This window comes from Geodermatophilus sabuli, assembly GCF_900215145.1.
Lineage (GTDB): Bacteria > Actinomycetota > Actinomycetes > Mycobacteriales > Geodermatophilaceae > Geodermatophilus > Geodermatophilus sabuli.
Map to the genome: position 1 here is coordinate 212,358 of NZ_OBDO01000003.1, position 17,593 is coordinate 229,950.

The window sequence follows — 17,593 nt, forward strand, 5'->3', positions numbered from 1 at the left end:
CCCGCGTGACCCCCGTGGTGCAGGCGGTGATCCGGTCGCTGCGCATCAGCGCTCCCCGGTCGGCGCCATCATCAGCGCGACACCCAGAGCGGACACCCCGATCCCCACGAGCGACGGCCCGCTGAGCCGCTCGCCGAAGAGCAGGTACGCCTCGACCGAGGTGGCCACCGGCACCAGGTAGTAAAGGCTGGAAACACCCGCGGCCGTGCCCCGGCGCAGCAGCAGGAGCTGCAGCAGCACGGCGCCGATCGACAGGAACAGCACCAGCCACACGAACGCGATGATGAACTCACCGGTCCACCGGATCGACATGTCCTCGGTCGCCACCGCGCCGGCCAGCACCACGGCCGCGGCCGCCGCGTACTGCACCGCCGTGCCCCAGACCAGCGGGATGCGGTCGCCGTGCCGCTTCTGGTAGACGGTGCCGACCGTCCCTGAGGCCAGTGCCACGAGGCACGCGACGAGACCGGCCACGGGAAGCGGCTCGGCGGGGCCGGCGACGGCGATGCCCGGGCCGACGACCAGCACGACGCCTCCGACGCCCAGCGCCAGCCCGAGCCACTGGCGCGCCGTGGGGCGCTCGCCGAGCACTCTCGCGGCGAGGACCGCGGTGAGCACCGGTTGCAGGCTCACGATCACCGCCGACACCCCCGCGGGCACGCCGAGCGAGATGGCGTAGAAGACGCCGCCCAGGTAACCGCCGTGCAGCAGCAGACCGGCGACCGAGGCACGGCCGTACTCCCGACGGAAGGCCATGCCGGCCGAACGCAGCGCGACGGCGAGGACGCCGAGCAGGGCCGCGGCGACGCCCAGGCGCAAGCTCAGGAAGGTGAACGGCTCGGCGTAGGGCAGCCCGTACCTGGCACCGACGAAACCGGTGCTCCACAGCAGGACGAAAAGAGCGGGTCCACCCAGCGTCTGGACGCGGGAGGTGCTTCCCGTCATGGGCGAGGTCCGATGATGCCGGACCGACCATCGCCTCCGTGCGACAAGAGCGGGGTGCTACTGCCGCGCGGTGGCCGCGGGTGGGCGAAGGACGACGGCGCCCCAAGACGCCCCCCGATGCGCCGGGGGTTCACATGTAGATGAGGCGAGCCAGCCGGACCCCGAAGTCCGCATCCGGGTTCGACCTGGGGTCCCCGAGCTTGTCCAGGATGACCTCGACCGCGAGGTCACGCCGCCTCGGCGAGCGGGCCGCGTCGGCTGCCGCCAACGCGCCGGACAGCTCCTCGCGGCTGAGGTCCGTGCAGTAGCCAGGCGTGCCGGGCTGCTGGCGCCACGACTCCGCCAGTGTCCCTGCATCGAACGCGTCCAGCCCGGTCTCCTCGACCAGCGCCATCGCCACGTCCCGCCCCCTGTCGTCGTCGGCGGCCACGGGGATCGCGATGCGGTCAGGGCTCCCGGCCGGCTTTCGCTTCGTGGCGAGGGAACCGGAACCGATGGCGTTCCAGGCCTTGACGACCGGCCGGCCCAGCTGCTCGGCAACCCACAGGCTCTCGACCTGGCCGTCCTCGATGGCCTCGATCGCGCCGTCGCGCGCCGGGTAGTAGTTCGACGTGTCGATGATGACCGTGTCGGGGGGCAGGTCGGTGAGGAGCGGGGCCACCTGCGGGATCCGGCCCAGGGGGACGGAGAGGATGACGACGTCGACGTCCACCACCGCCTCGGCCGACGTCACGGCGCGCGCGCCCGAGGACAGCACGTCGGACTCGATCGTCCCGGGGCCGCGCGAGTTGGCCACCTTCACGTCGTGTCCGGCCGCACTCAACTGCTGGGCCAGGGACTTGCCGATGTGCCCGACGCCGAGGATGCCGATCCTCATGGTGGTGCCCTCCTGTCGATGGGAACGCTTCGGTGAGATCTCACCGTGGCTGCCACGAACACTCGTCAACCCGCGACGGCCCGTGCCCCGCCCTCGGTCAGCAGCGGCCACAGCCCGTCGGCGCCAGCAGCCGCCGCGAGGGTGCCGAGCTCCCGGGCCCACTCCCCCACGCTGCCGAACTCGTCACGCCAGCTCCAGATCCTCGTGGTGCTCCGGCGCAGGTCGTGCTCGTCGGTGAAGCCGATCGCCCCGTGGACCTGATGGGCGATCCTGGCCACCGTGCCGGCCGCGCTGCCCGCCGAGACCTTCGCCGCGGCGACCGCCAGTTCCCAGTCGGCCCCTGAGTCGAGGGCCTGCGCGGCCGACTGTGCCGCCACCTTGCACAGCAGGACCTCCGCGGCCATCGCGGCGACCTGCTGCTGGACGGACTGGAATCCCCCGATCGGGCGGCCGAACTGATGGCGCTCGGAGGCATAGGCGAGGGACATCTCCAGCGACCGCCGCGCGGCGCCGGCCATCATGGCCAGGCGGCCCACGACGCCACGGGCGGCGAACAGCCGCGCGTCGACCGCGGAGTCCGCGGGAAGGGGGTGAACCCGGTCCGCGGGGACGGCGAGGCGGTGGAGGGCCACGTCGTCGCGCGGCTCCCCGGCCAGGTTGGCACCGGGCCGCAGGTCGACCTCGTCGCGGTGGACCGTCACGACGTGACGCCCCACGAGCAGCACCAGGTGGTCGGCGTGGCGGCCCCACGGGACGCGGGCGAGCTCACCGTTCAGCACCCACCCACCCGCGTCCTCGACCAGGGTGACGTCGGGGCCGGCGACCGCGGCGGTCATCGGGCCGGCCGGGATGGGCGCGCTGCACTCGGCGAGCAGCCAGCCGGCCAGCATCGCGGTCTCCGCGAACGGCACTGTCGCAGAGTGCTCCCCGAGGATCTCCAGCACCGCGGCGGCGGTAACCAGGTCGCCGTCCGATCCACCCCGATCCTCGGGCACCGAAAGCAGCGTGATCCCGATCTGGTCGAGTGCGGACCACAGAGGCACGTTCCACTCCACCGTGCCCGAGGCACCGGCGGACGACGGGTGTCGGCCGCAGGCGTCGGCGACTGCCTGGGTGAGTGCCTCGGTGATGTCGCTCATGACGCTCCCACTGCCTTCGCCACGATCCCGCGCAGGATCTCGTTCGTGCCGCCCCGGAGGGTGAACCCGGGACTGTGCAGGACGGCCTCGGCCAGCATCCGCGGGAGCCGGTACAACGACCCGAGGTCCGGCTCGATCCCGACCATCATCCGGACGACGTCGATCAGGCCGCCCTCGAACTGCGTGCCGAGGTCCTTGACGATCGCCGCGGCAGTGGCCGGGTCCTCGCCCTGCTCGAGCCGTCCGGCAACCGCGATGGACATCCGACGCAGCGCCCACAAGCGCGCGACCAGCTCTCCCAGTCGCGCCCGGTCGACGTCCACGCCGTCCTCGGCGATCGTCCGGAGCGCCACCACGAGCAGCGGGAAGGTGGACAGGATGCGCTCCGGGCCGCTGCGTTCCAGGGCGAGTTCGCTGGTGACCTGCTTCCACCCGGCGCCGGGCTTCCCGAGCACGCGCGAGTCGGGCACGAAGGTGTCCTGGAAGACCACCTCGTTGAAGTGGTGCTCGCCGGTCAGCAGCCGGATCGGTCGAACCTCGACAGCCGGGTCGGGGAGCTCGACGATGACCTGGGTCAGGCCGGCGTGCCTGGACTCGCCGAGCTCCTCGGTCCGGATGAGCGCGATCATGGCGTGAGCGTGGTGGGCCCCGCTGGTCCACAGCTTCGTGCCGTTGAGCACCCAGCCGCCGTCCACCCGGGTGCCGCGGGTGCGCACGGAGGCGAGGTCCGAGCCCGTGTCCGGCTCGCTCATCCCGATGGCGAAGAAGCACTCTCCCCGGGCGATGCGCGGCAGGAAGGCCTTCCGCTGCTCCTCGGTCCCGAACTTCATCAGCGCCTGTCCCGACTGACGATCGGCGATCCAGTGCGCAGCGACGGGCGCGCCGGCGGCCAACAGCTCCTCGGTGACGACGAACCGCGCCAGCGCGCCCGCCGCTGAGCCGCCGTACTCCGTCGGGAAGGCCATGCCGAGCCATCCCCGCTCGGCCAGCCGCCGGCTGAAGCCCGGATCCCAGCCGGCGAGCCACTGGTCGCAGTGCGGGGTGATCCGGCCTTCCGTGATCTCGTCGCGCAGGAAGGCCCGCACCTGGTGCCGGAGCTCGACGAGCGGCTCCGGGAACGCCACGGGCGACAGTGTCAGGAAGTCCATCGGGAACCTCTCACGGTCGGGTCGCGCCTTGTCGGACGGCCCACCGGCCGGTGTAGTGAGGCGGGTCGGTCTTGTCCAAGAAGGACCGGAACGCCGCCGGCGCATCCTCGGTGGCGAAGTTGACCGCCTGCGCAGCGGCCTCGTTGCGGATCGCCGCGGGCAGGTCCAGACCGACGCCTTCGTTGAGGAGTGCCTTGGTCTGCCCGAGCGCGATGGGTGGCAGTGCGGCCAGCTTCTGCGCGACACCGGCGACGAAGTCGTCGAGCTGGTCCTCGGGCTGGACCCAGGTCACCATCCCGAGACGGTGGGCCTCGGCCGCGTCGATGACCTCCGCGAGCAGCGCCAGCCGCTTGGCCTGCTGCAGACCGACGATCCGCGGGAGCAGCCAGGAGCCACCGAAGTCGATCGACAGTCCACGACGGGTGAAGATCTCGGTGAAGCGGGCACGGCTGGATGCGACGACGAGGTCGCAGGCGAGGGCCATGTTGCACCCGGCCCCCGCCGCGACGCCGTCGACCTTGGCGATCACGGGCACCGGCAGCTCGAACAGTGCCAGGGCGACGTCACCGATGCGGCGCAGCCGCGGGAGAGGGTGCTCCTCGTGCGCGCTCTTGGCGACGTCCGCACCAGCGCAGAAGTCGCCTCCGGCACCCTGGAGGACGACCGCGCGCGTGTCGGCGTCGTCGCGAACGTGCCGCAGCATGTCGCTGAGCGTGCGCCACATCGACTCATCGATCGCGTTCTTGCGCTCCGGGCGGTTCAACGTGATCGTCGTGACGCCCTCGGCCGAGGTGAGGGCCACCGGCTCCGTCGAGTTCATGGTCAGCTCCTGTTCTCTAGCGCCCCTCGAACGACGGCCGGCGTCGCTCGCGGAGGGCGGAGCGGGCTTCCCGGGAGTCCCTCGTCCCGTGGACGACGGCCAGGTGGGAGGAGATGAGGTCGAGCGCCGTGCGCAGGTCGGAGTGGACCGACTGCTGCGCGGCCCGCTTGATCATCGCGACGTTGATCGGCGGTTGTTCGGCGAGCCGGGTCGCGAAGGTCCGGTAGGCGTCCGTGAAGTCGGCGTCGGCGTAGACCTTGGTCGCCAACCCGATCCTCAGGGCCTCCTCCGCGTCGACGAAGTCCCCGGTCCAGAGCAGCTCCAGGGCCTTCGACATGCCGACCAGGCGGGGCAGGTAGTAGCACCCGCCGTCGCCGGGCACGAGACCCACGCGGATGTAGCCCTCCGACAGCCGGGCCGACTGCGAGAGCACCCGGATGTCGCACATGAGCGCCATGTCCATGCCGGCGCCGACGGCCGCGCCGTTCACGGCGGCGATGACGGGCTTGGACAGCTCGTCGACCGCTCGGGCGACCTCGTGCACGCCGCCGGTCAGCATCGACTTCAGGGCCAGCGGCTCGTCGCCGACGGCCTCCAGCACCGACAGGTCGATGCCGGCGCAGAAGGCGTCGCCGGCGCCGGTGACCACGACGACCCGGACGTCCGGATCGGTGCGGGCGGAGCGCAGCGCGGCTGCCCACGCCTCCACCATCTCCAGCGTGAAAGCGTTCTTCGCATGCGGACGGTTCAGCAGGATCGTCCCCACGCCGCCGTCGACGGTGTACTCCAGGTCAGGCATCAGCGGCCTAGCGGGGCGCCATGCGGAGGGCGCCGTCCAGGCGGATGGTCTCGCCGTTGAGGTAGGCGTTCTCCAGGATGGCCTGCGCGAGCTGGGCGTACTCGTCGGGCGTACCGAGACGCTGGGGGTTCGGCACGCTGACGGCCAGGCTCTCCCGGACGTCCTCGCGGAGCCGGCCCAGCAGCGGCGTGTCCATGATGCCCGGGGCGATCGTGCACACGCGGATGCCCTTGCTGGCCAGGTCGCGAGCCGCGGTGATGGTCATGCCCACGATGCCGGCCTTGGAGGCGGTGTAGGGGATCTGCCCGATCTGACCCTCGAACGCCGCCACGGACGCCGTCATGATGATGGCGCCCCGTTCGCCGTCGACGGGCTCGTGCCGGGCCATCCGGGCCGCCCCGAGCCGGAGCGCGTTGAAGCTGCCCACCAGGTTGAGCCTGATGACGAACTCGAAGTCCTCGAGCGATCCCGGGTTGCCCTCCCTGTCGAGCAGGCGGAGCTTCCGGCCGCTCCCCGCGCAGTGCACGAGGCCCTGGAGCGGCCCGAGGCCCTCGGCCGCGTCCAGGGCCGCCCCGAAGGACGCCTCGTCGGTCACGTCACCCGGCGTGAAGCGGGCGTTCTCACCCAGCTCCTTGGCCGACGCCTCACCGTCGGAGCCCGGGAGGTCGACCAACGCGACCTTCGCACCGGCATCGACCAGGCGCCGGGCCGTGGCCAGACCGAGACCTGACGCTCCGCCGGTCACCGCGATGACGGATCCGTTCAGCTGCATTGCCGTTCTCCTGTCAGTGGGGAGTGTCCGTGGCGCCCGGTGGGGGCGGTCAGAGCAGCTCGAGGATCGTGGCGTTGGCCAGGCCGCCGGCCTCGCACATCGTCTGGAGTCCGTAGCGGATCCCGTTGTCGCGCATGTGGTGCACCAGCCGGGTCATCAGGATGGCGCCCGACCCGCCGAGGGGGTGACCGACGGCGATGGCGCCGCCGAGCGGGTTCAGCCGGTCTGCCTTCGCACCGGTCTCGGCCAGCCACGCCAGGGGAACCGGCGCGAACGCCTCGTTGACCTCGAAGGCGCCGATCTCGTCGATCGAGAGCCCCGACTTCTCCAGCGCCAGCTCGGTGGCCCGGATCGGGGCCGTCAGCATGATCACCGGGTCGTCGCCGGCCACCACCGCGGTGTGGATCCGCGCCAGGGGTGTGAATCCGTTGGCCCGGGCGACGTCCGAGGTGGTCAGCAGAAGGGCGCCTGCGCCGTCGGAGATCTGGGAGGCGTTGCCGGCCGAGATGACGCCGTCGTCCTTGAACGGAGTCGGCAGGGTGGCGAGCTTCTCCAGGGAGCCTCCCCGCCGGATGCCCTCGTCGGACTGCAGGCCGCCGAGCGGCACCAGCTGAGAGGCGAACGCGCCGGCGTCGACCGCGGCGGCCGCCAGTTCGTGGGAGCGCAGCGCGTACTCGTCCAGCGCGGCGCGGGAGAACCCCCACCGCTCCGCGATCATCTCGGCGCCGACGCCCTGGTTGAACCCGTCGACCCCGTAGTGCTCGAGCACGGCCGTGGGCACGGTCTGGGCCCCCTGCGCGGCGCTGCCCATCGGGACGCGGGACATCGACTCGACGCCGCCGGCCACGGCGAAGTCGTAGTGCCCGGCGATCACCCCCGCGGCGGCGAAGCTCACCGCCTGCTGGCTCGATCCGCACGCCCGGTTCACCGACGTGGCAGGGACGCTCTCGGGCCACCCGGCCGTCAGGACAGCGTTGCGACCGATGTTGCTGGCCTGCTCGGAGACCTGGCTGACGCACCCCCAGATCACGTCGTCGACGATCGACGGGGCGACGCCGGTGCGCTCCACCAGGGCGCGCAGCACGCCGGCCGAGAGGTCCGCGGGGTGGATGTCCGCGAGAGCACCGTTCCGCTTGCCGATCGGTGTCCGTACCGCGTCGACGATGACTGCATCCCGCATGTGGTGCTCCTCTACGCAACTGTTGTCGGTTGACCAACTATTTTGCTGCTCGATGACACCACACGCCCGGCGCCGACACAAGGCCTCCATCCGACCGGACCGTGTCGTCCGAGTGGGCGGTCAGATCTTGGCTGTCTCGCCGCCGTCGATCACATACACGGCCCCCGTCACGAACTTCGCACTCGTCGACGACAGGAAGCAGACCAGCGGCCCGATCTCGTCGGGCTGAGCCATCCGTCGGGCAGGGATCTTCCGCACCCTTTTGGCCAGGACGTCCGGGTTGCTCGTCACGTAGGACTGGGCCTCGGTGGCGAAGGCGCCCGGGGCGATGGCGTTGACCTGGATGTCGTGGCGTGCCCACTCGGCCGCGAGCGCTCTCGTGAGCTGGATCGCGGCGCTCTTGGAAGCCGAGTAGGCGGCCAGCGTCGCCTTGCCGAGGATGCCCGAGATCGACACCACGTTGATGATGCGGCCACCCTCGCCGGTTGCGACGAAGTGACGAGCGGCGGCCTGGGAGAGCACCGCGATGGACGCGACGTTGACCTCCATGACCTCGTCGAAGAGGGACATGTCCATCTCGAGGAAGTCGGCGGCAGGTGCGATGCCTGCGTTGTTCACCACCACGTCGAGGCGCCCGAGTCGCTCCACCGCCACGGCCGCGAGGGCTCGCACCTGCTCACGGTCGCGCATGTCGCACACGTGGGGGTGGATCGTGCCGGCGGCGTTCTCCGCGGCCAGCTCGTCGAGACTGGCAGCCGTCCGGGCGACGGCGAGCACGTTCGCACCCTCGGCGGCCAACGCGCGCGCTGCTGCTCGTCCCAGTCCCTTGCTCGCGCCGGTCACGATGACCCCGCAGCCGGTCAGGCCCAAGTCCATGGTCTCTCCCTCACAGATCCAGAGCGCCGTCGGCGCCGGGTCGGCACTCGGTCACCGTGCTCGGATGCGGTCGACGCCCGCCGGACGGGCCGGGCGCCTGTCACAACTCACGAGCCTGTCCACGCCGGCGGACGCTTCTCGGTGAAGGCACGCGCGCCCTCGACGGCGTCCGCGGACGACCGCACGGGCTCGGTCAACTCGGACTGGCGCGCGAACGCCTCCCCCGCGGGCCAGCCTGGGCTGTCCTGCAGGATCTGCTTCGTCGCCGCGACGGCCAGCGGCCCACAGGCAGCGACCTCGGCGGCGAGCTCCGTCGCCGCGGCCACCGCGGTGCCCGGCGCCACCAGCTTGTTGACCAGGCCCAGGCGCTCGGCGTCGACCGCGGAGATCGTCTTGCCGGTCAGCGCCAGTTCCATGGCCAGGTGGTAGGGCAGCCGCCCGGGCAGTCGCAGCAACCCGCCACCGGCGGCGACGAGACCGCGCTTGACCTCGGGGAGCGCGAAGAACGCGTTCTCCGCGGCGACGATCATGTCGCAGGCCAGGACGATCTCGAAGCCCCCCGCCACGGCGGGGCCGTCGACCGCCGCGATGATCGGTTTGCGCGGGGGCTCCTGCACGATGCCCGCGAACCCGCGTCGCGGCGTGATCGGTCGCTCCCCGCGCAGGAACGCCTTGAGGTCCATGCCGGCGCAGAACGTGGTCCCGTTCGCCGCCAGGACCGCGACGCTGAGGTCGCGGCGCTCGTCGAACTCGGTAAGCGCCGCGTCGATCGCCGTGGCGAGCGCCAGGTTGACCGCGTTGCGCGCGGCCGGGCGGTTGAGCGTGAGGGTGCGCACGCCGTCGTGGTCCGAGACCAGCAGCGGCTGCTCGTGGGTGGCGTCGGAGGTGGTCACGGTCAGCTCCTGGCGAGTCGTCGAGCGGCGTCGAGGCCGATGCTCGTGCCGTTCACATGGGGGCGTTTCACGGGCTTCCGTAGGGCGTGGCGACGGGACGAAGGGCAGCCCGGCGGTGGCCTCACGCGGTCGCGGGCGGCTCGATGCGCAGCAGCCGCGCGAGGTTGTCGCCGAGCACCCCGCGCTCCTCCTCGGAGGTCAGACCGAGGGCCTTCACTGCCGCGATCTCGGTGGCGGGGTCGGTCATCGGCCAGTCCGAGCCGAAGACGACGCGGTCGGCTCCGTGGCGGCGGATGATGCTCATGACCCGGTCGGGAGGGAGGGTCCCCATGCTGGGTGGCCACGACGTCTCGAGATGGACGTCGGTCCCGACCGACCACCGCTCGGCCTCGTCGAGGACCTGGTAGCCGCCGTAGTGCGCCGCGATGAGCCGCAGGCCCGGGGTCGCCGCGATCATCGCGGCGAGGCTCTTCGGCGCGCCCCGCTCGTTCTGGTCCGCGTCGCCCCCGGAGCCGACGTGCGCGATGACCGGGATGTCGTTCTCGGCCAGCGCGGCCAGGATCTCCCGCGTCCGGGCGTCCGCGAAGGCCACCGACTGGAACAGCGGGTGCAGTTTCACGCCGACGACGCCGTTGTCCCGCAGGGCCGCGAGGTTGTCCTCCACCGACAGGTCGGGGTGGACGGTGCCGAACGGCACGAACCGCGACCGGTCGACCCGGCCGATGAACTCGTTGGTCCGCCGCACGGTCCGACCGACGTTCGCCACCGCGAGCGTCATCGCCATGTCGATGCCGGCGGTGTCCATCGTGCGCCGCAGACCGTCCAGGGTGCCGTCGTGGACCGGGTCGAGTCCGACGGGACGGTCGGCGAGCACCTTGCGGGCGATCTCGTCCGGCCACACGTGGCAGTGCGCGTCGATGATCATCGTCCGTGCCCCTTGATCAGCTGCTTGGACAGCCCATCGAGCAACACCTCGGTCGCGCCCTCGTACACGCGCATCGGGCGTGCCGCCCGGTACAGCCGCTCGATCCGGGAACCGCGGACCAGTCCGAACCGGCCCATGACCTGGACGCTGCGGTCGACCACGCGGCCGGCGATCTCGGTCGCGCCGATCTTGGCCATCGACGACAGGTGCAGGCTCCCCAGCGGGTCGGCCGCGGCTGCGCGGGCGACCTGGTAGGCGAAGCTGCGGGCCATCTCGATCTCGGTCCACGACATCGCCAGCAGCTGAGGAACCGGGCCCAACCGCGCCAACGAGGTGCCGAACAGGTCGCGTCCGGTGGTGTGCGCGAGAGCGTCGTCGAGCGCCGCCTGCGCCGTACCGATGGCGGCACCGGCCACGGAGACCCGGAACGTGGCCAGCGTGGCGAGCACCAGACCGAAGCCCTTGGTGGGCGCTCCCAGGCGGTGTGACACCGGCACCCGGACTCCGTCGAACTCGATGTCACCGAGCACGTGTGGAGCCATGATCTGGTAGGGACGGCTGGTGGTGACCCCCGGGGTGTCAGCGGGCACGAGGACCAGGGAGTACCCCACCCCGTCGCCCTCCTCCTTGCCGAGCACGCAGTAGTAGCTCGCGTCGCCCCCGTTGGTGATGAAGCTCTTCGTGCCGGTCACCACCACCTCGTCACCGTCGGCCGCGATCGTGGTGGTGAGTGCCTTGAGATCGGAGCCGACGTCGGGCTCCGTCAGTGCCAGTGCGGCGATCGCGTCCATCGCGGCCACGCGCGGGAGCCAGTGCTCCTTGATCTCGTCCGAGCCACCGACCGAGATCGCGTAGCTGCCGATCCCCTGCATCGCGAAGAGGGAGTCCAGGTGGCTGGAGGACGCCGCGAGCTGCTCGCGCACCACGGTGACGGCCAGCGAGTCGGGGTTCTCGAAGTGGCCGCCGTACGCAGCCGGGACCTGCACCGCCGCCAGGCCGCTCTCCTTCAGGAGCTGCAGCACGTCGGAGTCGACGGAATCGCTCTCGTCCGCGCGCTCCGCGTGCGGCAGGCACAGCTCGGCCAGGTTCCGCGCGCGGTCCCGCAGCAGTACGTGTTCGGCATCGAGCGCGTGGAACGGGCCGCTCACAGCTTCACCGCGACGAACTTCGTCTGGGTGTAGTGGCGCAGGGCCTCCATGCCCTTCTCGCGGCCGTAACCACTGTTCTTGTTGCCGCCGAAGGGACCCTCGACCAAGCCCGTCAGCCACTCGTTGACGTAGACCTGTCCTGCTTCGAGTCGAGCCGCGACCCGGTGGGCACGGGCGACGTCGCTTGTCCAGATGCCGGCGGCGAGGCCGAACTCGGAGTCGTTGGCGATGGCGATGGCCTCGTCCTCGGTGCTGAACCGGAGCACGGCGAGCACCGGCCCGAAGATCTCCTCGCGGGCGATCGTCATCGAGTTCGTGACGTCGGTGTAGACGGTGGGCTCGACCAGCCAGCCCTCCCCCGTCGCGGCTCCGCCGGCCGCCAGGGTCGCGCCGTCCTGGCGAGCGACCTCGAAGTAGGACTGCACCTTGGTGAACTGGTCCTCGGTGGTCAGCTGGCCGTACGACTCACCGGGCTGGACGCTCTTGACCCGTTCGAGCAGGAGCTGGACGAACTCGTCGTGGATCTCGTCGGCGACCAGCAGGCGGGTGCCGGCGCTGCAGACCTGGCCGGCATTGGCCGTGAAGGCGCGCACCGACCCGGCCGCAGCCTCCGGCAGGTCGGCGTCGGCGAAGACGATGTTGGCCGACTTGCCCCCGAGCTCGAGGGTGAGCGGCAGCACGCGGTCCGCCGCGACGCGGCCGATCTGCCGGCCGGCTCGCAGCGAGCCGGTGAAGGCCAGCTTGCGCACGTCGCGGTGCTCCACGAGCGGCTGTCCCGCTCCTACGCCCGTGCCCGTCACGACGTTCAGCACGCCGGCCGGGAGACCGGCGACGGTGGCGATGCGGGCCAGCTCGAGCGTGGTCGCCGACGTGAACTCCGACGGCTTGACGACCACGACGTTCCCCGCCAGGAGGGCGGGAGCCACGGCGCGGGCGGCCTGGTTGAGCGGCGCGTTCCACGGCGTGATCACGCCGATCACGCCATACGGCTCGTGTGTCGTGTAGCCGTGCATGCCCGGGCCGAGATCGATCACCTCGCCGGACGGGATGTTGGAGAGCCCGGCGTAGAAGTCGAAGTAGCTCGCGGCGGCATCCACCTCGCGAAGGGACTGCGCTGCGGGTTTGCCCGCCTCGGCGCCCTCGAGGTCGGCCAGCAGCTGGCGCTCGGCACGGATGCCGTCGGCGAGATCGGCCAGCAAGCGTCCACGTACTCCCGGCTTGAGCGCCCGCCACGCCGCGAGGGCGGCCGAGGCCGACGTGACGGCGGCTGCGACGTCCGCGGAGTCCCCCGAGGGGATCTCCGCGACCGTGGCACCCGTCCATGGAGACGTCGACGGGATGTGCTCGCCCGACGCCGGAGCATGCTCCGCGCCGTCGATCCAATGGCCATACGTCTTCACAGAGTCTCCTTCGACCCGACGGCGTCCCACGCACCGCGCCGCATGGGCTCAGCATGCCCGTCGTAGGTTTTTTGTCAACCAACAAGTTTCCTCTTCCCTCCGGCGGTCCGGACGGGTAGGACTGTCTGCAGGAGCTACTCGCCGGGGTCCGCAAGGCGACGCCGATCAGCGGTGGCTGCGGCAGACACGACGACCCCGCGGCGCACCCCGGCTGCGTCCCCCGAAGAGAGATGACGGATGGACTTCGACGACACCCCGGATCAGGCCCGTCTACGCGACGCGGTGCGCCAGTTCCTCGTCGACCACGACAGCGAGCTCGCGCACGGCGACGGCGCCTACCTGGAGGAGCCGGGGACGGACCGGGTCGAGGGCCTCCGACGCACGCAGGCGATCCTGTTCGACGCCGGCCTGATCGGGCTCACATGGCCCAAGGACTACGGCGGCGGCGGCGGCACGAACGCGCAGCAGGCCGTCGTCAACGAGGAGCTGCACCGAGCGCGCGTCGCCGGCCCCATCGGCCACGTGGGACTCGGCATGTGCGGGCCCACAGTCCTCGGGCACGGCAGCGAGGACCAGAAGCAGCGCTACATCCGCCGGCTGCTGCGCGCCGATGACCTGTGGTGCCAGCTGTTCAGCGAGCCCGGCAGCGGCAGCGACCTGGCCGCCCTGCGGACGAAGGCCGTGCGCCACGACGACGGCTGGCACATCCAGGGGCAGAAGGTGTGGACGACCCTCGCCCAGCACTCCCGCTACGGCATCCTCCTGGCCCGCACCAACCCCGAGGCTCAGAAGCACCGCGGCCTGACGATGTTCGTCGTCGACATGGAATCCCCCGGGGTCACCGTCCGACCGCTGCGCCAGATGAACGGTCACCAGAGTTTCAACGAGGTCTTCCTCGACGACGTCGTGATCGACGATTCCGAACGTCTGGGCGACGTCGACGACGGGTGGCGTGTGGCCCTGACGACGCTGATGAGCGAACGGATGGCCGTCGGAGGTGGCGGCGGCGAGCTCGGGGTCCGCAGCGACGCCCTCGTCGCACACGCGGCGAGCCGGCTCCCCCAGCTGAGCGACGACCGGCGCAGGCTGACCATCGAGGCTCTCGGTCGCGTCCTGGTCGAGTCGCTCGCCGCGCGGTACACCGGGTACCGCCTCCAGACCAGCGTGGAGAGGGGCGGTCGCCCCGGACCGGAGGCCAGCGCCGGCAAGCTGACGGCCGTCCGGGTCGCGCACGCCACCGCGGACCTCGGCCAACGACTGCTCGGCGATGAAGCCGTGCTGGCCCGCTCGGTGGAGGGCGACTGGCGCTGGGCGACGTCTCAGGCCTCCACGCCAGGGATCGCGCTGGCCGGCGGCGCGGACGAGATCCTCCGCAACATCCTCGGTGAGCGGGTGTTGGGCCTCCCGCCGGACTCCGCTCGCGTGGCCCCCCGCCCGACGCCTCCTTCCGAGAGCAGGTAGACGACCGTGAACTTCGACATCGACGAGGAGCAGCGGAACTTCGCCGAGCACGCGCGCGACTTCTTCTCCGAGCAGGCCGGGCCCGGGACGGCCCGCAGGCTCCTGGACGAAGCAGGCGATCCTGCCCCGGGTCCCCGCGTGCTCGCCGAGCTCGGGTTCTCCTCCTTGACCATCCCGGAGATCGCCGGCGGCGTCGGTGCCGAGCTGCTGAACATGGCGCTCGTCGCAGAGCAGGCCGGACGGCAGCTGGCCGGGCCCTCCCTCGCAACCGCGGCCCGGGTCGCGGTGCTGCTCGAGGGCGACGAGGGCCGGTTGCGCGACGTCAGCGAGGGACGCACCGTCATCGCGGTCGTGGACGGCTCTCCCGCGGGCTCCAGCCCGTCGATGGACGCCCTCAGCGCGACCCACTTCCTCGCTCTCGACGGCGAGGACCTCCTTCTCGGCGAGGGGCGGGTCTCCCCCGGCGAGCCCATCGACGCAACCCGCGGGCTCGGCTTCGTCGAACTGACCTCGTCGGAAGTCGTCTGCCGGGACGCCCGGGAGCGCTGGGAGCGGGCCAGGCAGGTGGCGTGCGTCGTCCTCGCGGCGGAGGGCCTCGGGGCCGCGGACCGCGTCGTCGAGCTCGGCATCGAGCACGCACGGAGCCGGGAGACGTTCGGTCGACCGATCGGCGCGTACCAGGCCGTCAAGCACCGGCTCGTGGACGACTGGGTGGCGGTGAACCAGCTGCGGTCGCTCGTGTGGTGGGCAGCGTGGGCGGCCGACCACGCGCCCGAGCAGCTCCCCCTCGCGGCGTCGGCGGCCAAGGCCTACTGCGCCACCACCTTCGAGACGGCGTGCGAGACGCTCATCCACGTGCTCGGCGGCATCGGGTTCACCTGGGAGCACGACGCGCACCTGTACTGGCGCCGCGCGAAGGTCGACCGCCTCCTGCTGGGTGACGAGAGCGAGCACCTTGCTGCCGTGGCTCTGCAGAGCATCTCGGCCGCCACCCGGGCGGTCAGCGGTGAGACCGGGACCACCGAGGTCGTCCCTGTGTGAGCTGAGGTCCGGACCGGCCGCGGAGCGGTCCGGCGAGGCCGCCCGCGGCCGATGCACCACCTCGAGGTCCCCCTCGCTGATCGCGCCGCCGTCAGGATCTCGTCGTCGGGTTCCCCAGGTCGACATCCAGCACGGTGCGGAGGCGATGAGGCCTGCGCTGCCGACGTCGCACGCGCACCGGCACACCGGACAGCTCAGACATGAAGCTGAGCGGCTCATGACCCGTGCGCAGGGAGCTGGCCCGCGTGCTCCGCAGCCGTGGCTCATGGCGACCACATCTGGCCGGAGGTCGTCGTCCACCTCGGAGGCGGGCTTCGATCCGGTCGCACGCTGCGGGCAGCGGCCGGGGACTGCAGGCGGCAGATCGCCGCGTCGGTCAGATGTAGTAGCCGCCGTTGACGGCGATGTTCTGACCCGTCATGAACCGTGCACCGTCGCTGACCAGGAACGTGATGACCGGTGCGATGTCGCGGTCGGGATCGCCGAATGTGCCGCCGAGCGGCACCTTCTGGCGGATCAGCTCGTCGTAGGCCACCTTCTCCTCCTCCGACAGCTTGTTGCGGTGCTTCTCGAGCATCGGCGTCGCCGCCGACGGGTGGATCACGTTGGCCCGGATGCCGAACGGTGCCCACTCGACCGCGATCGAGCGCGTCCACGCCGTCACGGCGCCCTTGGATGCTGCGTACGCAGCGCCGTTGGGGTAGGCCGTCAGTGCGGCCGAGGACGCGAAGTTCGCAATGCTGCTCCGCTCCCCCTTCTTGAGATGCGGGAAGGCCGCCTGGTTCGTCAGCATCGGCCCGCGGGCGTTGACGTCCATCGCGCGCGCCCAGTCCTCGTCGGTGAGTTCCTCGGCCGGTCCCTGCACGAGGATGCCCGCGACGTGGACCAGGGCGTCCAGGCCCCCCAGGTTGCCGGCGGCCTGGTCGACCACTGAGAACACCTCATCGCGGTCGGTGGTGTCGCACCGGAGGAATCGTTGACCGGCGGCCTCGGCTACGGCCGTACCCGTCTCCTCGGCGAGGTCGAGCGAGACGACGGACGCCCCTGCTGCAGCCAGCGAGCGGACGCAGGCGGCGCCCACCCCACTCGCTCCTCCTACGACGATGACCTTCTTGTCCATGTGGTCCTCCTGCGCTTCGTGGTCTGGTCCCTTGTGCCCGGCACCACCGGCGTCCTGTCGATGGGCAGTCACCGACCGAGGCGACGAGAGGGGCCGGTCCCCGGCTCGAGATAGTGCTTGCGGCTCAGCCGCAGCAGCTCCTCGTTGGCGGGCATCCCCTCGTGCTGCCTCATCTCGGCTACCATCCGGTCGCGCCGCTCGGTCATCGTCGACCGGTCCGCCGCGGCGAGGGCCTTCCGCAACTCATCGGCGGTGAGGTCGGTGCAGTACGCCGGCGTCCCCGGCTGCTGACGCCATGAGTCGGCGATCGGGCCTGCGTCGACGGGATCGAAACCCGTCGTGTCCACGAACCTCATCGCGGTGGCCTTGGCCTGGGGATCGTCGCCGGACACGGCGAGAGCGATCCGCCCTGGTGCGCCGGGCGGACTCGCCTTGGTCATGAAGCTGCCGGCGAGGGTGTTGTTCCACGCCTTCACGATGGGTCGCCCCAGTTGTTCCTGGACCCATTCGCTCTCGACCCGCCCGTCCTCGACGGCCTGGATCAGCCCGTCCTTGAAGGAGAAGTAGTTCGACGTGTCGATGACGATGACGTCCTGCGGGGCCCTGCTGATGACCTCGCGCAGCGAGGGCACTCGGGGAAACGGGACGGAGGTGATGACGACCTGCGCGTCCTCGGCGGCCTCAGCTGCGTGCGCGGCCGTCGCTCCGATCTCCTCGGCCAGATCGCGCAGCGTTTCGGGACCTCGCGAGTTGGCCAGCGTCACCGCGTGGCCGTCGGCGCTCAACCGTCGGGCGATCGTCCCACCGATCCTGCCGGCGCCCAGGACTCCGATTCTCACCACTGGCTCCTCTGGTCGGTCGTGTTCGGTGCCGGGGTCGTCGTCGACGGGTCTCCGCGACCGGCTCGCCGAGGTAGGCGGCGTGCAGCCGGGCGTGGCCCACCTCGGAGGCGGGGGCATCGCTGAGCGCCTTGCCGATCGCGAGCATCTGTCTCTGACCGGTGGATGTCCCGGCTTGCGTCGTCGTCGAGTGGAGGCGGGCAGCCGTGT

17 protein-coding genes are annotated in these 17,593 nt (G+C 71.4%); 2 read left to right on the forward strand and 15 right to left on the reverse strand.

Annotated elements, in window-relative coordinates:
• Nucleotides 1-45: 45 nt before the first annotated feature.
• The 13 genes from CRP39_RS09105 to CRP39_RS09165 form a co-directional block, all read right to left on the reverse strand.
• Complete coding sequence (locus CRP39_RS09105) at nucleotides 46-945, reverse strand: DMT family transporter (RefSeq protein ID WP_097206054.1); 900 nt, start codon at nucleotides 943-945, stop codon at nucleotides 46-48.
• A gap of 130 nt (nucleotides 946-1,075) precedes the next feature.
• Nucleotides 1,076-1,984 (reverse strand): NADPH-dependent F420 reductase, encoded by a 909-nt coding sequence (locus tag CRP39_RS09110; RefSeq protein ID WP_342744232.1) that lies wholly within the window; start codon nucleotides 1,982-1,984, stop codon nucleotides 1,076-1,078.
• Nucleotides 1,888-2,961 carry an acyl-CoA dehydrogenase family protein gene (locus tag CRP39_RS09115; protein WP_097206056.1) on the reverse strand — a complete coding sequence of 358 codons (1,074 nt, stop codon included), beginning with the start codon at nucleotides 2,959-2,961 and terminating at the stop codon, nucleotides 1,888-1,890. Before CRP39_RS09115 ends, CRP39_RS09110 begins: the two co-directional genes overlap by 97 nt.
• Nucleotides 2,958-4,109 carry an acyl-CoA dehydrogenase family protein gene (locus CRP39_RS09120; protein WP_097206057.1) on the reverse strand — a complete coding sequence of 384 codons (1,152 nt, stop codon included), beginning with the start codon at nucleotides 4,107-4,109 and terminating at the stop codon, nucleotides 2,958-2,960. Before CRP39_RS09120 ends, CRP39_RS09115 begins: the two co-directional genes overlap by 4 nt.
• Before the next feature lie 10 nt (nucleotides 4,110-4,119).
• Entirely contained in the window at nucleotides 4,120-4,929 is an 810-nt protein-coding gene (locus tag CRP39_RS09125; RefSeq protein WP_097206058.1) for an enoyl-CoA hydratase/isomerase family protein, read from the reverse strand.
• 16 nt (nucleotides 4,930-4,945) lie between these two features.
• Entirely contained in the window at nucleotides 4,946-5,728 is a 783-nt protein-coding gene (locus CRP39_RS09130) for an enoyl-CoA hydratase/isomerase family protein (protein WP_097206059.1), read from the reverse strand.
• A 7-nt stretch (nucleotides 5,729-5,735) separates the two neighbouring features.
• Nucleotides 5,736-6,500 (reverse strand): SDR family NAD(P)-dependent oxidoreductase, encoded by a 765-nt coding sequence (locus tag CRP39_RS09135; protein ID WP_097206060.1) that lies wholly within the window; start codon nucleotides 6,498-6,500, stop codon nucleotides 5,736-5,738.
• Nucleotides 6,501-6,549: 49 nt separating this feature from the next.
• Complete coding sequence (locus tag CRP39_RS09140) at nucleotides 6,550-7,680, reverse strand: thiolase family protein (RefSeq protein ID WP_097206061.1); 1,131 nt, start codon at nucleotides 7,678-7,680, stop codon at nucleotides 6,550-6,552.
• 120 nt (nucleotides 7,681-7,800) lie between these two features.
• The gene (locus CRP39_RS09145) at nucleotides 7,801-8,556 is read right to left on the reverse strand and encodes an SDR family NAD(P)-dependent oxidoreductase (RefSeq protein ID WP_097206062.1); all 756 of its coding nucleotides are present in this window, start codon (nucleotides 8,554-8,556) and stop codon (nucleotides 7,801-7,803) included.
• Nucleotides 8,557-8,663: 107 nt separating this feature from the next.
• Nucleotides 8,664-9,449 (reverse strand): crotonase/enoyl-CoA hydratase family protein, encoded by a 786-nt coding sequence (locus CRP39_RS09150; protein ID WP_097206063.1) that lies wholly within the window; start codon nucleotides 9,447-9,449, stop codon nucleotides 8,664-8,666.
• A gap of 121 nt (nucleotides 9,450-9,570) precedes the next feature.
• A complete protein-coding gene (locus CRP39_RS09155; protein ID WP_097206064.1) occupies nucleotides 9,571-10,374 on the reverse strand; it encodes an amidohydrolase family protein in 804 nt (267 codons plus the stop codon).
• On the reverse strand, nucleotides 10,371-11,522 hold the full coding sequence (locus CRP39_RS09160) for an acyl-CoA dehydrogenase family protein (RefSeq protein ID WP_097206065.1): 1,152 nt from the start codon (nucleotides 11,520-11,522) through the stop codon (nucleotides 10,371-10,373). Before CRP39_RS09160 ends, CRP39_RS09155 begins: the two co-directional genes overlap by 4 nt.
• The gene (locus CRP39_RS09165; RefSeq protein WP_097206066.1) at nucleotides 11,519-12,922 is read right to left on the reverse strand and encodes an aldehyde dehydrogenase family protein; all 1,404 of its coding nucleotides are present in this window, start codon (nucleotides 12,920-12,922) and stop codon (nucleotides 11,519-11,521) included. The genes CRP39_RS09160 and CRP39_RS09165 overlap by 4 nt, the downstream gene beginning before the upstream one ends.
• A gap of 237 nt (nucleotides 12,923-13,159) precedes the next feature.
• Here CRP39_RS09165 and CRP39_RS09170 point away from each other — a divergent pair, with 237 nt between their 5' ends.
• Nucleotides 13,160-14,383, forward strand: coding sequence for an acyl-CoA dehydrogenase family protein (locus tag CRP39_RS09170; RefSeq protein WP_097206067.1), 1,224 nt, complete (start codon nucleotides 13,160-13,162; stop codon nucleotides 14,381-14,383).
• Between the two features lie 6 nt (nucleotides 14,384-14,389).
• A complete protein-coding gene (locus tag CRP39_RS09175) occupies nucleotides 14,390-15,424 on the forward strand; it encodes an acyl-CoA dehydrogenase family protein (RefSeq protein ID WP_097206068.1) in 1,035 nt (344 codons plus the stop codon).
• Nucleotides 15,425-15,800: 376 nt separating this feature from the next.
• On the opposite strand, the gene CRP39_RS09180 is transcribed toward CRP39_RS09175, so the two are convergent.
• Both CRP39_RS09180 and CRP39_RS09185 read right to left on the reverse strand, forming a co-directional pair.
• Nucleotides 15,801-16,544, reverse strand: coding sequence for an SDR family NAD(P)-dependent oxidoreductase (locus CRP39_RS09180; RefSeq protein WP_097206069.1), 744 nt, complete (start codon nucleotides 16,542-16,544; stop codon nucleotides 15,801-15,803).
• A gap of 68 nt (nucleotides 16,545-16,612) precedes the next feature.
• Nucleotides 16,613-17,503 (reverse strand): NADPH-dependent F420 reductase, encoded by an 891-nt coding sequence (locus tag CRP39_RS09185; protein ID WP_097206070.1) that lies wholly within the window; start codon nucleotides 17,501-17,503, stop codon nucleotides 16,613-16,615.
• Between the last annotated feature and the right edge of the window lie 90 nt (nucleotides 17,504-17,593).